The organism is Agromyces sp. Root1464, assembly GCF_001427265.1.
GTDB classification, from domain to species: domain Bacteria; phylum Actinomycetota; class Actinomycetes; order Actinomycetales; family Microbacteriaceae; genus Agromyces; species Agromyces fucosus.
Genome location: NZ_LMFU01000001.1, coordinates 1,185,087 through 1,198,599 on the forward strand (window position 1 = coordinate 1,185,087; position 13,513 = coordinate 1,198,599).

Annotated in this window: 13 protein-coding genes; 11 read left to right on the plus strand and 2 right to left on the minus strand. The window is 69.5% G+C overall.

The window, feature by feature from the left end; translation table 11 throughout:
- The first annotated feature begins 41 nt into the window (after positions 1 to 41).
- Positions 42 to 1,001, plus strand: coding sequence for an alpha-ketoacid dehydrogenase subunit beta (locus ASD23_RS05415; RefSeq protein WP_056007937.1), 960 nt, complete (start codon positions 42 to 44; stop codon positions 999 to 1,001).
- Positions 1,002 to 1,066: 65 nt separating this feature from the next.
- Positions 1,067 to 2,515 carry a dihydrolipoamide acetyltransferase family protein gene (locus ASD23_RS05420; RefSeq protein ID WP_056007260.1) on the plus strand — a complete coding sequence of 483 codons (1,449 nt, stop codon included), beginning with the start codon at positions 1,067 to 1,069 and terminating at the stop codon, positions 2,513 to 2,515.
- 95 nt (positions 2,516 to 2,610) lie between these two features.
- Here the strand turns inward: ASD23_RS05420 and ASD23_RS05425 are convergent, their stop codons facing one another.
- Complete coding sequence (locus ASD23_RS05425; protein ID WP_162248731.1) at positions 2,611 to 3,096, minus strand: GNAT family N-acetyltransferase; 486 nt, start codon at positions 3,094 to 3,096, stop codon at positions 2,611 to 2,613.
- Between the two features lie 155 nt (positions 3,097 to 3,251).
- On the opposite strand from ASD23_RS05425, the gene ASD23_RS05430 reads away from it, so the two are divergent.
- The 8 genes from ASD23_RS05430 (at position 3,252) to ASD23_RS05465 (ending at position 11,078) form a co-directional block, all read left to right on the plus strand.
- Positions 3,252 to 4,370, plus strand: a complete 1,119-nt coding sequence (locus ASD23_RS05430; RefSeq protein WP_056007267.1) for a metal ABC transporter substrate-binding protein — start codon at positions 3,252 to 3,254, stop codon at positions 4,368 to 4,370.
- Positions 4,371 to 4,375: 5 nt separating this feature from the next.
- Complete coding sequence (locus tag ASD23_RS05435) at positions 4,376 to 5,173, plus strand: metal ABC transporter ATP-binding protein (protein WP_129231580.1); 798 nt, start codon at positions 4,376 to 4,378, stop codon at positions 5,171 to 5,173.
- A gap of 47 nt (positions 5,174 to 5,220) precedes the next feature.
- Complete coding sequence (locus ASD23_RS05440) at positions 5,221 to 6,138, plus strand: metal ABC transporter permease (protein ID WP_056007273.1); 918 nt, start codon at positions 5,221 to 5,223, stop codon at positions 6,136 to 6,138.
- Positions 6,138 to 6,935, plus strand: a complete 798-nt coding sequence (locus ASD23_RS05445) for a metal ABC transporter permease (RefSeq protein ID WP_056007276.1) — start codon at positions 6,138 to 6,140, stop codon at positions 6,933 to 6,935. Before ASD23_RS05440 ends, ASD23_RS05445 begins: the two co-directional genes overlap by 1 nt.
- Positions 6,936 to 6,976: 41 nt before the next feature.
- Positions 6,977 to 7,378 (plus strand): Fur family transcriptional regulator, encoded by a 402-nt coding sequence (locus ASD23_RS05450; protein WP_056007279.1) that lies wholly within the window; start codon positions 6,977 to 6,979, stop codon positions 7,376 to 7,378.
- A gap of 350 nt (positions 7,379 to 7,728) precedes the next feature.
- Positions 7,729 to 9,141, plus strand: a complete 1,413-nt coding sequence (locus tag ASD23_RS05455) for a quaternary amine ABC transporter ATP-binding protein (RefSeq protein WP_056007940.1) — start codon at positions 7,729 to 7,731, stop codon at positions 9,139 to 9,141.
- Complete coding sequence (locus ASD23_RS05460) at positions 9,138 to 10,061, plus strand: ABC transporter permease (protein WP_056007282.1); 924 nt, start codon at positions 9,138 to 9,140, stop codon at positions 10,059 to 10,061. Before ASD23_RS05455 ends, ASD23_RS05460 begins: the two co-directional genes overlap by 4 nt.
- A gap of 120 nt (positions 10,062 to 10,181) precedes the next feature.
- Positions 10,182 to 11,078, plus strand: a complete 897-nt coding sequence (locus ASD23_RS05465) for a glycine betaine ABC transporter substrate-binding protein (protein ID WP_056007285.1) — start codon at positions 10,182 to 10,184, stop codon at positions 11,076 to 11,078.
- Between the two features lie 66 nt (positions 11,079 to 11,144).
- Here the strand turns inward: ASD23_RS05465 and ASD23_RS05470 are convergent, their stop codons facing one another.
- Positions 11,145 to 12,599 carry a glutamate decarboxylase gene (locus tag ASD23_RS05470; protein WP_082571208.1) on the minus strand — a complete coding sequence of 485 codons (1,455 nt, stop codon included), beginning with the start codon at positions 12,597 to 12,599 and terminating at the stop codon, positions 11,145 to 11,147.
- Between the two features lie 185 nt (positions 12,600 to 12,784).
- On the opposite strand from ASD23_RS05470, the gene ASD23_RS05475 reads away from it, so the two are divergent.
- Entirely contained in the window at positions 12,785 to 13,447 is a 663-nt protein-coding gene (locus ASD23_RS05475; RefSeq protein ID WP_056007288.1) for a YrhK family protein, read from the plus strand.
- The last annotated feature ends 66 nt before the right edge of the window (positions 13,448 to 13,513 follow it).

Here is a 13,513-nt window from a genome sequence, read left to right on the forward strand (position 1 = left end):
CTCAGGGAGCAGGGGACGTGCGCGGCGTGCAGACCCTCTCGATGGCGAAGGCCATCAACGCGGGCCTCCGCGAGGCGCTCCGCGCCGACGAGAAGGTGCTGCTCATGGGTGAAGACATCGGCCCGCTCGGCGGCGTCTTCCGCGTGACCGAGGGACTCTCGGCCGAGTTCGGCGACAAGCGCATCCTCGACACCCCGCTCGCCGAGTCGGCCATCGTCGGCACCGCGATCGGCCTCGCGATGCGCGGCTACCGGCCGGTCATCGAGATCCAGTTCGACGGTTTCATCTTCCCGGCGTTCGACCAGATCACGACGCAGCTCGCACGCCAGACGGTGCGCCACGACGGCTCCCTCTCGATGCCCGTCGTGATCCGGGTGCCCTACGGCGGGCACATCGGCTCGATCGAGCACCACCAGGAGAGCCCCGAGGCGTACTTCGCGCACACTCCGGGCTTGCGCGTGGTGAGCCCGTCGAACCCGCACGACGCCTACTGGATGATCCAGGAGGCGATCCGCTCCGACGACCCGGTGCTGTTCTTCGAGCCGAAGAGCCGCTATTGGCCGAAGGGCCCGGTCGACCTCGACCACTCCGGCCTGCCGCTGCACGCGAGCCGCGTCATGCGCCAGGGCACCGACGTCACCGTCGTCGGCCACGGCGCGATGATCGCGACGCTGCTGCAGGCTGCCGACATCGCCGAGACCGAGGGGCGCAGCATCGAGGTCGTCGACCTCCGGTCGCTCTCCCCCATCGACTACGGCCCGCTGCTCGAGTCGGTGCACCGCACGGGCCGGCTCGTGGTCGCCCAAGAGGCGTACGGCAACGTCTCGGTCGGCTCCGAGATCGCCGCGACGGTCGCCGAGCGGGCGTTCTACGCACTCGAGGCGCCGGTGCTGCGCGTGTCGGGCTTCGACACGCCGTTCCCACCGGCCGCACTCGAGACCGAGTTCCTGCCGAGCCCCGACCGGGTGCTCGAAGCCGTCGACCGCGCCCTGGCCTACTGAGGCGCCGCGCGGCGCGCGGCATGACATGACGACGACGGCATAGACCGACTGCGAGGGTAAAGAACATGAGCGAGATCCGATTCCCCCTCCCCGACGTCGGCGAGGGCCTCACCGAGGCCGAGATCGTGCAGTGGCGCGTCGCGCCCGGCGATCGCATCAGCCTCGACCAGGTCTTCGTCGAGATCGAGACCGCCAAGTCGCTCGTCGAGCTGCCGAGCGCGTTCGAGGGTGTCGTCTCCGAACTGCTCGTCGAAGAGGGCAACACCGTCGACGTCGGCACGCCGATCCTGGTCATCCAGACGGATGCCGCGGGGCTCGCGTCGGATGCCCCTGCCGCGCCGGCTGCGGCGCCGGTGGTCGACTCCGTGGTGCCCGCCGGTAGTGCTGAACCGGCCGCAGAGTCACTGCCGATCTACGGCAAGGTACCGGCGGCCGCTGCCGCCGAGGAGAGCGGCGCCGTGCTCGTCGGCCACGGCAGCTCCGGTCCGGCGGCGACGCGCCGTCGACGCCACGTCACGCCCGACGGCGCGCACGGACACCTCGCGCCCCCCGCCGTCACTCCCCCGCCCGCCCCGGTGAACCCGGCGCCCGCGAGCACGGCCGGCGCCGCGGCATCCGCTGCCGTCGCCGCGCCATCGCGGCCCGCCCCTCGACTTCCCGTCATCGCGAAGCCGCCGATCCGCAAGCTCGCGAAAGACCTCGGAGTCGACCTGTCTCGCGTCGCGCCCACGGGGCCGATCGGCGATATCACGCGCGACGACGTGATCCGCGAGGCGAGCCAGGCGAGCGTGTTCCGCAACATCCAGACCCCCGAGCGACCCGAAGCCCGTGAGGAGCGCATCCCCGTCAAGGGCGTGCGCAAGGCGATCGCGAACGCGATGGTGCAGAGCGCCTTCCAGGCGCCGCACGTGAGCGTCTTCGTCGACGTCGACGCCAGCCGCACGATGGAGTACCTGAAGCGGCTGAAGGCCTCCCCCGACTACGCCGGCGTGCGCATCTCGCCGCTCCTGATCATGGCCAAGGCGATGATCTGGGCCGTGCGCCGCAACCCGACGGTCAATGCGCAGTGGACCGACACCGAGATCGTGGTCAAGAACTACGTGAACCTCGGCATCGCTGCGGCGACCCCGCGCGGGCTCATCGTGCCGAACGTCAAGGAGGCGCAGGCGATGACGATGGTCGAGCTCGCGACGGCGCTCGAGCAGCTCACGCTGACGGCGCGCGAGGGCAAGACGCAGCCGGCCGAGATGCAGAACGGCACCATCACCATCACGAACATCGGCGTCTTCGGCATGGATACCGGCACCCCGATCCTGAACCCGGGTGAGGTCGCGATCGTCGCGCTCGGCACGATCAAGCAGAAGCCGTGGGTCGTCGACGGCGAGGTGCGACCGCGCTTCGTCACGACGATCGGTGCGTCGTTCGACCACCGCGTCGTCGACGGCGATGTGGCCTCGCGCTTCCTCGCCGACGTCGCGTCGATCATCGAGGAGCCGGCGCTCCTGCTCGAGTAGCTCGTGGCCGGGTCTCGACGAGCTCGAGCGACAAAGACCATACGGGTTGCGCCTGCGCCCTTGCGGGCTGAGCCCGTCGAAACCTTCCAGGCCGGTTACAGCCGCAGCTCGTAGATGATCGCCTCGGTCGTGCGCGAGGACTGCGCGAAGCCGGCACGTTCGAGCGCCCGGCGGGCGGGCAGGTTCGGCACCTCGGCCTCGGCGCGGAGGATCACGACGCCTGCCGCGCGGGCGAGCTCGACGACGGCCGCGACCGTGTGCGTCGAGAGCCCCTGGCCTCGCACCGCCGGCACGAGGCCGAACGCGAACTCGACGGCTCCGTCATCGCCGGGCGGACCGAACAGGTTCACTCCCCCGATGGCCGGGCCGTCTTCGCCTCGTCGCACGAGGTAGGGGCCGTAGGGCGTCGGATCGCCGTTCTGCTGCACCATGCGGAGGTACTCGGCGAGCAGCTCGGGCTCGTCGGTGAAGGCGTACGCGCCCTCCCAGCCGTCATGGGGGTCGACCTCGCCGGAGAGCACGCGCTCGGCATCGGCGACGGTGAACGGATGCAACGTGAGAGGAGCTGTCGTCGTATCCACGTGCTTCACTCTCGCACGTCGGTGCGACACTCGCCAGAGCTGTCCACAGGATGTCGTGGGAATGCGGCGGACGCGCATCGATGTTCACCCACTGTGACCGATTCGGTCGCTTCATGGTTTTGACAATCATTATCAATAAGACGTACGGTGGAGTCATGAGCAACCGAACCAGCGCCTTCCGCCGACTGCCCGCCGCCCTCGTCGGCGGTGCCGTGCTCTCGGCGGCGGCCCTGACCCTTGCGGGTTGCTCGGCGCCCGCGGCATCCGGCGCAGCTGCCGACGGCCCCGCGATCGTCGCGACGACGACCCAGGTCGGCGACTTCACGCGCGAGCTCGTCGGCGACGGCGCCGCGGTCACGCAGCTGCTCTCCCCCGGCCAGAGCGCCCACAGCTTCGACCCCTCTGCTGCGCAATTGCTCGCGTTGTCGAAGGCCGATGCCCTCGTCGTCAACGGCGGCGGCCTCGAGAGCTGGCTCGACGACGCGGTGCAGGCCTCCGGGTTCGACGGCGTGCTCATCGACGCGAGCACGGGCATCGAGCTCCACGGCACCGACGACCACGATCACGAGGCCGAGGCGCACGACGAGGTCGAGGCGACGGATGCCGCGGGCGATCACGCCGAGAGCGACGAGCACGCCGATGACGAAGCGCACGACGATCACGCCGAGGGCGACGCCGAACACGATCACGACCACGGCTCGGGCAACCCCCACACCTGGACCGACCCCGAGCTCGCCGAGCACATGGTCGAGAACATCGCCGACGGCATCGCCGAGCTGCCCGGCGTCGATGGCGATGCGCTCGCGCAGAACGAGACCGACTACCTCGCGAAGCTCGACGCGCTCGACGAGTGGATCACCGAGAACGTCGAGTCCGTGCCGGTCGCCGAGCGGCTCCTCGTGACGAACCACGACGCCTTCACGTACTTCGTCGAGGCCTACGACGTCACGTTCGTCGGCAGCGTCATCCCGAGCTTCGACGACAACGCCGAGCCGAGCGCCGCCGAGATCGACGCGCTCGTCGACCGGATCCGGTCCACCGGTGTCGCCGCCGTGTTCTCGGAGGCATCCATCTCCCCGAAGGCCGCGGAGACCATCGCCGCCGAAGCCGGCGTGACCGTCTACTCGGGCCCCGACGCCCTCTACGGCGACTCCCTCGGTGTCGAGGGCAGCGAGGGTGCCACCTACCTCGGCAGCCAGTTGCACAATGCTCGGCTGATCCTCGAGTCGTGGGGCGTCACGCCTACCGCGGTGCCCGCGTCACTGCAAGGATGACAACCATGGACGACTCCCCCGTGCTGCGCCTCCGCGGCGCCGCATTCACCCACCCCGGTGGCACGGGAGTCAGCGGCCTCGACCTCGACATCGCGCGCGGCGAGGCCGTGGCACTCATCGGACCGAACGGGGCCGGCAAGTCGACCCTCCTGAAGGGGATCCTCGGCCTCGTGCCGCGCACCGCAGGCACGATCGAGTTCGGTTCCCAGCGCCCAGGCGCCGGAGGCTCCCCCACTCTCGCGTCGCATGCCCCGAACGGCATGGTCGGTTTCCTTCCACAGTCGGCCGACCTCGACCCCGACTTCCCCATCAGCGTCGAGCAGGTCGTGATGCAGGGCCGCTACCGCGGTCTCGGCCTGCTCCGGTGGCCTGGCCGCGCCGATCGGGCGGCGGTGCGCGAGGCGCTCGAGACCGTCGGCCTCGCCGAGCTCGCGAAGCGGCCGTTCGGGGAGCTCTCGGGCGGCCAGCGGCAGCGCGGGCTCCTCGCCAGGGCCCTCGCATCCGACCCAGGCCTGCTGCTGCTCGACGAGCCGTTCAACGGACTCGACCAGCCCAATCGCGACGCGCTCGTCGGCACCGTGCGCGCCCTCAAGACCCGCGGCGTCGCGGTGCTCGTGTCGACCCACGACCTCGATCTCGCCCGCCGTGTCTGCGACTCCGTCGTGCTGGTCAACCGCACGCAACTCGCGAGCGGGCCGGTCGACGACGTGCTCACGCTGAGCAACGTGCAGGAGTGCTTCGAGGGCGTGGAGGTCGAGATCGACGAGCACACGCTCGTCGTACCGGGCCACGAGGGCCACTGAATGCCATACGCGACATATGCGGACTCGAGCCGTGCCGGCGGTGAGGGATGCCGCTGACCGACGCGCTCTTCGGCGCATTCGCGATCCCGTTCATGGGTCGCGCGCTGCTCGTCATGCTGGTGCTCGCGGTCGTGGCCGGCTTCGTCGGGGTGCTCGTGAACCTCAGGGGCCTGGAGTTCATCAGCGACGGCCTGACCCACGCGGTGTTCCCCGGCCTGGCGATCGGGCTCGCGGTCGGCGGCAGCGCCGGGCTGCTGCCCGGCGCTGCGATCGCCGCCCTCGCCGGCGCACTCGCCCTCACCTGGCTCGATCGAGCCGGCATCACCTCCGACGCGGCGATCGCGATCGTATTGACGGCGACCTTCAGCGTCGGTGTGATCGTCGTGTCGCGCAGCGACGACTACGCCGGCGAGCTCGAGGCGCTGCTGTTCGGCCGGGTGCTCACGATCCCGCCCGACGAGGTGCTCCCGCTCATCGTCGTGAGCATCACCGCGCTCCTCATGGTGCTGGTCACGCTGAAGCAGCAGTTGTACCGTGCCTTCGACGCGAAGGGCAGCCGCGCCGCCGGCGACTCGGCCCTCGTGCTCGACCTCGTGCTCAACTCGGCGATCGCCCTCGTCGTGGTCGCAGCGGCGAGCACGATCGGCACGCTGCTCGTGCTCGCATTGCTCATCGTTCCGGGTGCCGTTGCGCGGCTGACGACCGCGCGGCTGTGGTGGCTCTTCCCCGCGGCGGCCGGGTTCGCCGCGATCGCCGCATGGCTCGGTCTCGCGCTCGGATTCGCGGTCTCGGTGGGCGCCGGGGTCGACGTGCCGGCCGGCAGTACGGTCGTCGCGGTGTTCGTGGTCGGCTACGCGATCGTGCTGCTCGTGAGCAGCACGATTCGCTGGTCCAGAACCCGCATCAACGGCAGCCGCGACCGCGCTGAACACCGCGATCCCGTCGTGGCGGGGGATGGGCGCTGATGGGGTACTTCGAGCGAGCGCTCCTCGCCGCGATCATCATCGGCGCGGGTGCCGGGCTCGTCGGCGCCCTGGTCGTCGTGCGGCGGCGAACGTTCTTCGCGCAGGCACTGACGCACGGCACGTATCCGGGCGCCGTCGCGGCGGCCGCGCTCGGGGTGAGCGTGCCGGCGGGCGCGGCCGTGGCATCCGTCGTGCTCGTCGCCGTCATGGCCGGCATCGCGCGCGTGCGGCGGCAGGGCGCGCAAGTGGCGGCGGGCATCGTGCTCACGGGCGGATTCGCGGCCGGTGCACTGCTCCAAGCACTCATCCCCGGGCTGCCTGTACGCGCCGAATCCCTGCTCATGGGCTCGATCCTGACGGTGAGCGACGGAGATATTCTGCTTGCGGCATCCGTCGCCGTCGTCGCGGTGGTGTGCATCTCGCTCTTCGGCAAGGAGATCGCGTTCTCGACGTTCGATCCCCACGGGTTCCGTGCCGCCGGGTACCGGGAGTGGCCGATCGAACTCCTCGTGCTCGGCCTCACGGCGGCGTCGGTCGTGAGCTCGCTGCCCGCGGTCGGCGCCATCCTCGCGATCGCCCTGATCGCGGCGCCCGCCGCCGCCGCGCGGCTCATGGTGCGATCGTTCCGCGGCCTGCTGTTCGCGGCTCCGGTGATCGGTGCAGCGTCGGGCGTGCTCGGCGTCACGTCATCGCGACTGTTCGAGATCGCCGCAGGCCCGGCCATCGCGCTCGCGGCGACCGCCTTCTTCCTTCTCGCACTGGGTATCTCCAAGCTTCGGGGACTACCGTTGAACTGAGTCGCCATACCGGTGGAGACCGCGGAGGACGCACGGATCGCATGAAGCGCAACACCTGGCAGCGTGAGGCTGTTCGCGAGGCCCTCGACGACACCGAGGGTTTCATCAGCGCGCAGGCGCTGCACTCGACGCTGCACGCCAACGGCTCGCCGATCGGCCTCGCCACGGTCTACCGAGCGCTCGGCGACCTCGCCTCGAGCGGTGAGGCCGATTCGCTGCAATCACCCGACGGAGAGGCGATCTACCGGGCCTGCAGCACGACGGGGCATCACCATCACCTCATCTGCCGCAACTGCGGGCTGACCGTCGAGATCGCCGCCGACGAGGTCGAGGCATGGGCGAAGACGGTCGCGGCCGAGCACGGGTTCACCGGTGCTGCGCACGTGGTCGACGTCTTCGGCCTGTGCGCCAACTGCACGAAGCTGCAGACGGCAGGGGAGTAGCGCACCACTCGCGCCGAGTGAAAAGCTCTGATCAGGGCATATTTATCACTACTCGATTTGGGTTGCCCCGGTGACCTCGATACGGTGGACACGGTCCTGCAAGACCGAATCGCCCAGTCCGCGCTGCTGCATTCCGTAATCGGCATGCTGCGGCGTATGGTTCGGCGGCGTGGCATCCGGCCCCGATGGCCGCTTGCGCGGAAGTCGTGTTCTCGCCCTCAGACAGGGCTTGAGTCCACACCTCCCATCGCCGTCAACCCGGCCGTGACCCACGAGTCAGCCCTGCCCGATTCTCGACCGCTCGCGTGTCAACGTGCGCGGTGTTCGGCGTGCGCTCCGGGAGCCTGTCCATGTCCGAAACACCCGTATCCGCGGCCGAGAGCCCAGCACTCTCCGTTCGTCGCCTGACCAAGTTCTTCGGCCGGAAGCCGAAGGAGGCGCTCGATCGCCTTCGCGCCGGTGCCGGCCGTGCCGAACTCGCGCCCCTCGGCACCGCAGCGGTGATCGACGCCGACTTCGACGTGCGGCGAGGCGAGATCTTCGTCGTCATGGGCCTGTCGGGTTCGGGCAAGTCGACGCTCATCCGCACGCTCAACGGACTGCTCGAACCGACCGACGGCAGTGTCACGGTGATGGGGGAGACGATCACGGGCATGTCGCCCAAGCGGCTCCGCGAGGTGCGTCGTCGCCACATCTCGATGGTCTTCCAGCACTTCGCGCTGCTGCCCCACCGCAGCGTCCTCGAGAACGCGGCATACGGTCTCGAGATCCAGGGCGTCCCGGCGGCTGAACGGCGCCGACGCGCCGAGCACATCCTCGACCGGGTGGGACTCGGCGGCTGGGGGGACAAGATGCCCTCGGAGCTCTCGGGCGGCATGCAGCAGCGCGTCGGGCTCGCCCGTGCACTCGCGTCGGACACCGACATCCTGCTCATGGACGAGGCGTTCTCCGCGCTCGATCCGCTCATCCGCAAGGAGATGCAGGAGCAGCTCGTGGAGCTGCAGCAGGAGCTCGGCAAGACGATCGTCTTCATCACCCACGACCTCAACGAGGCGATGTTCCTCGGCGATCGCATCGCCGTCATGCGCGACGGGCGCATCGTGCAGCTCGGCACGGCCGAGGAGATCCTCACGGACCCCGCCGACGACTACGTCGCCCAGTTCGTGCAGGACGTCGACCGCTCGCGCGTGCTGACGGCCGGCAACGTCATGGAGGCGCCGCGCGCCGTCGTGACCGCTTCGGCCGGTCCGAGGGCCGCCCTGCGCTCGATGCGCGACCTGCAGACCTCGATGGTGTTCGTGGTCGGCGGCGGCCGGCGCCTGCTCGGCGTCGTGCACGACCGTGACGTGCTGCGCCTCGTGCAGCGCGGTGAGCGGTCGCTCGAACCGGCGATCAGCGACGACCATCCCGTCGTCGGCGCCGACGAGCACCTCTCCGAGCTCTTCGAGAGCGCCGTCGAGAGCCAGTTGCCGCTCGCCGTCGTCGACGACCAGGGACGCCTCCTCGGGGCGGTGCCGCGCGTCACCCTGCTCGCGGCACTCGGCAACGTCTCGTCGAACACGGGGGAGCACGCCGTCATCGAGACGCCGGCGACGATCCCGGTCGACGTCATCACCGCGACGCTGCACCGAACGGCCCGGCCCGACACGGCGATCGCCGACGCGGCCGACGCCAGTGCGGTCGCCGCGGCGGTCGCGGAAGCCGCCGACATCAGGGCCGAAGCCATGCACCGTGACGCAGCGGGGGAGAGGAGCCCGGCATGAACGACATCCGACTCCCGCTCGGCGACTGGGCCGACGCCGTCATCCACTTCATCACCGACGTCTTCGGCGGGTTCTTCGCCGTCGTGCGGAGCGTCTTCGCCGGCTTCTACGACCTCGTCGACGTCGTGCTGCAGACCCCGCCGTTCTGGGTCGTCATCCTCGTGCTCGCGGCGATCGCCTGGTTCGCGAAGGGCTGGAAGCTCGCGACGGGCACCGCGCTCGGCCTCCTCGTGATCGTCGGCGTCGACCAATGGGACAACGCCATGTCGACGCTCGCCCTCGTGCTCGTCGCCTCGCTCATCGCCGTGGCGATCTCGGTGCCGCTCGGCGTGCTCGCCGCCCGCTCCGACCTGGCGTCGAAAGTCATCCGTCCGATCCTCGACTTCATGCAGACGATGCCGGCGATGGTCTACCTGATCCCGGCGCTCATCCTCTTCCGCGTCGGCGTCGTCCCCGGCATCGTCGCGACGATCATCTTCGCGATGGCGCCCGGCGTCAGGCTCACCGAGCTCGGCATCCGCGGCGTCGACAAGGAGGTCGTCGAGGCCGGCCAGGCCTTCGGCTCATCGCCGTGGCGCATCCTCCGCCAGATCCAGCTGCCGCTCGCGATGCCGAGCATCATGGCCGGCGTCAACCAGGTCATCATGCTCTCGCTCTCGATGGTCGTCATCGCCGGCATGGTCGGCGCAGGCGGGCTCGGCGGCGAGGTCGTGCAGTCGCTCACCCGCATCGACGTCGGGCTCGGCTTCGAGGCCGGTCTCTCGGTCGTGATCCTCGCGATCATCCTCGACCGGGTCACGGGGGCGCTCGGCACGCCGAGGAAGCCGCGCGGTCGAGACAAGCAGGCGCCGACGACGGATGCCTCGGAGCCGCTCGGCCCCGAGGCGGAACGCCTGCCCGCGGCATCCGCCACCGCCTGACCCGCTCGCACCGACCGACCGACCGACCTGCCACCGCCCGACCGGCGGTGCAACGCTCGTCGCGCGGAATCGCGCGGCGCTCCCCAACACCCGCGACAGCACGCGGGAGGAAAGGAACACATGAAGAAGCGCATGCTCACCGGAGCACTCGCACTCGGGGCGGTCTCCGCCCTGGCACTCAGCGGCTGCGCCGCCGGCGCCGAGGCCGAGACCCTCGAGAACGGCGACCAGAAGGACGTCACCATCGCCGTGTTCAACGGCTGGGACGAAGGAGTCGCCGCGAGCGAGCTCTGGAAGGCCGTGCTCACCGAACAGGGCTACGACGTCACGCTCGAGTACGCCGACCCGGCGCCCGTCTACACCGGCCTCACGACCGACGACTACGACGTGACCCTCGACACTTGGCTGCCGATCACCCACGCCGACTACATCGAGCAGTACGGCGACGACCTCGTCGACCTCGGCGCGTGGAACGAGGACGCCAAGCTCACGATCGCCGTGAACGAGGACGCCCCGATCGACTCCCTCGAGGAACTCGCCGCGAGTGCCGACCTCTTCGGCGGCAAGCTCGTCGGCATCGAGCCGGGCTCGGGCCTGAACCGGGTCACGACCGACGAGGTCATCCCGACATACGGCCTCGAGAAGATGGAGTACGTGACGAGCTCCACGCCCGCGATGCTCGCCGAGCTGACTGCGGCCACCGAGAACGGCGAGAACGTCGCCGTCACACTCTGGCGCCCGCACTGGGCCTACGACGCGTTCCCGCTCAAGGACCTCGAGGACCCCGAGGGCACGCTCGGCGACGCCGAGGGCATCCACTCCTTCGGCGGCAAGAGCTTCGAGCAGGACTACCCGACCCTCGCCGGCTGGCTGAAGGACTTCCGGATGGACTCCGAGCTGCTCTTCTCGCTCGAGAACGCCATGTTCAACGGCGACGGCGACGCCGACGACTACGCACCGGTCGTCGAGCAGTGGATCGCCGACAACCAGGAGTATGTCGAGACCCTCACCGACTGAGTCGGTTGGTTCCGAACGAGCGGATGCCGCGGGCGCAGTGCTGCCCGCGGCATCCGCTCGTTCGACTCAGTGCGTGAACGTCGAGACCTGGCCCTCGACCGGCATGGGCGCCTCGAGTGCGTCGAGGTAGTCGACGGCCTCGCGGATGTCGAGCACGAGCGACTCGGCGAGGTTGCGACTCAGGCCGTTGCGTACGACGATGCGCTGCACCACCAGGTCCGAGATGTCGTCGGGCATCGGATAGGCCGGGATGAGCCAGCCCTTCAGCCGCAGGCGCTCCGACAGGTGGTACAGGTTCCACTTGTCGGTGTGGCCCTTCGTGAGCTGCCAGGCGAACACGGGGATGTCGGTGCCGTCGTTCCAGAGTTCGAACGCGTCGATCTTCGCGATCTCGCCCGAGAGGTAGACGGCGACGTCCTGCGATGCCTGCTGCACCTTGCGATAGCCGTCCCACCCGAGCCGCAGGAACAGGTAGTACTGCAGCAGCACCTGCGCGCCGGGGCGCGAGAAGTTCAGTGCGAACGACGGCATGTGGCCGCCGAGGTAGGTGACGTCGAAGACGAGCTCCTCGGGGAGGTCCTCGACCGTGCGCCACACGACCCAGCCGAGTCCCGGGTACACGAGCCCGTACTTGTGGGCGGAGGTGCTGATCGAGACGACCCGGTCGACACGGAAGTCCCACTCGAGCTCGGGCTGGAGGAACGGCGCGATCATGCCACCGGATGCCCCGTCGACATGGATCTTCACATCGAGCCCGGTCTTCGCCTCGATGTCGTCCAGCGCCTTCGCGATCTCGGCGATCGGCTCGTACATGCCGGTGTACGTCACGCCCATGATGCCGACGACGCCGATCGTGTTCTCGTCGACGTACTTCTCGAGGTCGTGCCCGTCGAGCACCTTGTGCTCGTCGCTGATCGGCACGTAACGGGCCTCGACGTCGAAGTAGTTGCAGAACTTCTCCCAGCACACCTGCACCGCGCTCGAGAGGATGAGGTTGGGCTTCTCGGTCGACTTGCCCGCTGCGCGACGGGCGAGCTGCCAGCGCCGCTTGAGCGCGAGCCCGCCGAGCATGCACGCCTCCGACGACCCGATCGTGGAGGTGCCGATGGCGCCCTCGGCGCTCGGCGCGTTCCAGAGGCTCGCGATCATCTTCCAGCAGCGCGTCTCGATCGCGGCCGTCTGCGGGTACTCGTCTTTGTCGACCATGTTCTTGTCGGCCGATTCGGAGTACAGCTTCGTGGCGAAGGGGTCCATCCACGTGCCGACGAAGGTCGCCAGGTTCAAGCGGGCATTGCCGTCGAGCATCGACTCGTCGTGCACGACCTGGTAGGCGGTCTCGGGCAACGACTCGGCGTCGGGCAGCCGGTTCAGCGGGAAGTCGGTCGCCTCGCCGGCTCGCGCGAAGATGGGATTCAACTGCGTGCTGTCGCCGATGCCCGAGAAGGCGTGGCTCGATCGATCAGGCGTGATCCGGGCGTTCTCGCCACCGCCCGAGTGTGATCGTGGTTTGCGGTCGGTCATGGTGTTCCCCCGAGTGCTGCATCGTCGTGCACGAATGTGAGCGCCTCGGGAAGACAGGGTGTCAACCCCCGAAGACGGCCCAATCCCCGAGTGTGGTCGCATGGCACTGGAGCGTCAATAGTCCACATCGCGTGAAATCGACGAGGAGAGTTGACGGGCGGGCGAGCGGGTTGCAGGCTCCATCCATGAGCGTGCAGACGAATACTCGTGACCGCCGTCGCTTTCGGCTGCGCCGCGAGGCATGGGGCTTCGCCGTCGGCTCGCTCTGCTTCCTGGTCGGCGCCATCCCGTTCTACGCGGCGTGGGCGGGCCCGGTCGGCGTCGGCATCACCTTCTTCGTCGGGTCGATCTTCTTCACGCTCGCCGCGTTCATCCAGTTGAGCCTCAGCGGCCGGCACGTGCCGAGGCGGGGCACGAACCAGGCCGATCGATGGGACTGGTGGGCGGCCGCCATCCAGTTCGCGGGCACTCTGCTCTTCAATGTCAGCACCGCCGCTGCGCTCGCCGCGGCGATCGCCGACCCTGAGCGACTCGGGGCCGGGTGGCGACCCGACGCATGGGGGTCGGCGGCGTTCCTCATCTCGAGCGTGCTCGCCGTGGTCGCGACGAAAGACCGCGGCCGACTGTGGGACCGGCACGCGCGGTCGTGGCACGGCACCTGGCTGAACCTGCTCGGCTCGATCGCGTTCGGCGTCTCGGCGATCGGCGCGTACGTCGTGCCCCAGACCGACTCGCTCGTGAGCGCGTTCTGGGCGAACCTCGGCACGCTCCTCGGGGCGCTCTGCTTCCTCGTCGCGGCGCTGCTCTCGCGGCGCGTGATCGACGAGGAGCCCGTACCGGCCGGGTGAGGAAGCGAGCCACGGCATCCGCTCGGTTCGGCCCGCCCGCCCGCTTCTGGTAAGCTGGCTCGTTGG

What these genes read in the sequence shown, in the direction of transcription:
- ASD23_RS05460 (WP_056007282.1), top strand. Translation starts at nt 9,138, where the DNA reads ATGAACGACATCCGACTCCCGCTCGGCGACTGGGCCGACGCCGTCATC.
- ASD23_RS05465 (WP_056007285.1), top strand. Translation starts at nt 10,182, where the DNA reads ATGAAGAAGCGCATGCTCACCGGAGCACTCGCACTCGGGGCGGTCTCC.
- ASD23_RS05435 (WP_129231580.1), top strand. Translation starts at nt 4,376, where the DNA reads ATGGACGACTCCCCCGTGCTGCGCCTCCGCGGCGCCGCATTCACCCAC.
- ASD23_RS05415 (WP_056007937.1), top strand. Translation starts at nt 42, where the DNA reads ATGGCGAAGGCCATCAACGCGGGCCTCCGCGAGGCGCTCCGCGCCGAC.
- ASD23_RS05430 (WP_056007267.1), top strand. Translation starts at nt 3,252, where the DNA reads ATGAGCAACCGAACCAGCGCCTTCCGCCGACTGCCCGCCGCCCTCGTC.
- ASD23_RS05450 (WP_056007279.1), top strand. Translation starts at nt 6,977, where the DNA reads ATGAAGCGCAACACCTGGCAGCGTGAGGCTGTTCGCGAGGCCCTCGAC.
- ASD23_RS05445 (WP_056007276.1), top strand. Translation starts at nt 6,138, where the DNA reads ATGGGGTACTTCGAGCGAGCGCTCCTCGCCGCGATCATCATCGGCGCG.
- ASD23_RS05455 (WP_056007940.1), top strand. Translation starts at nt 7,729, where the DNA reads ATGTCCGAAACACCCGTATCCGCGGCCGAGAGCCCAGCACTCTCCGTT.
- ASD23_RS05440 (WP_056007273.1), top strand. Translation starts at nt 5,221, where the DNA reads ATGCCGCTGACCGACGCGCTCTTCGGCGCATTCGCGATCCCGTTCATG.
- ASD23_RS05470 (WP_082571208.1), bottom strand. Translation starts at nt 12,599, where the DNA reads ATGACCGACCGCAAACCACGATCACACTCGGGCGGTGGCGAGAACGCC.
- ASD23_RS05475 (WP_056007288.1), top strand. Translation starts at nt 12,785, where the DNA reads ATGAGCGTGCAGACGAATACTCGTGACCGCCGTCGCTTTCGGCTGCGC.
- ASD23_RS05420 (WP_056007260.1), top strand. Translation starts at nt 1,067, where the DNA reads ATGAGCGAGATCCGATTCCCCCTCCCCGACGTCGGCGAGGGCCTCACC.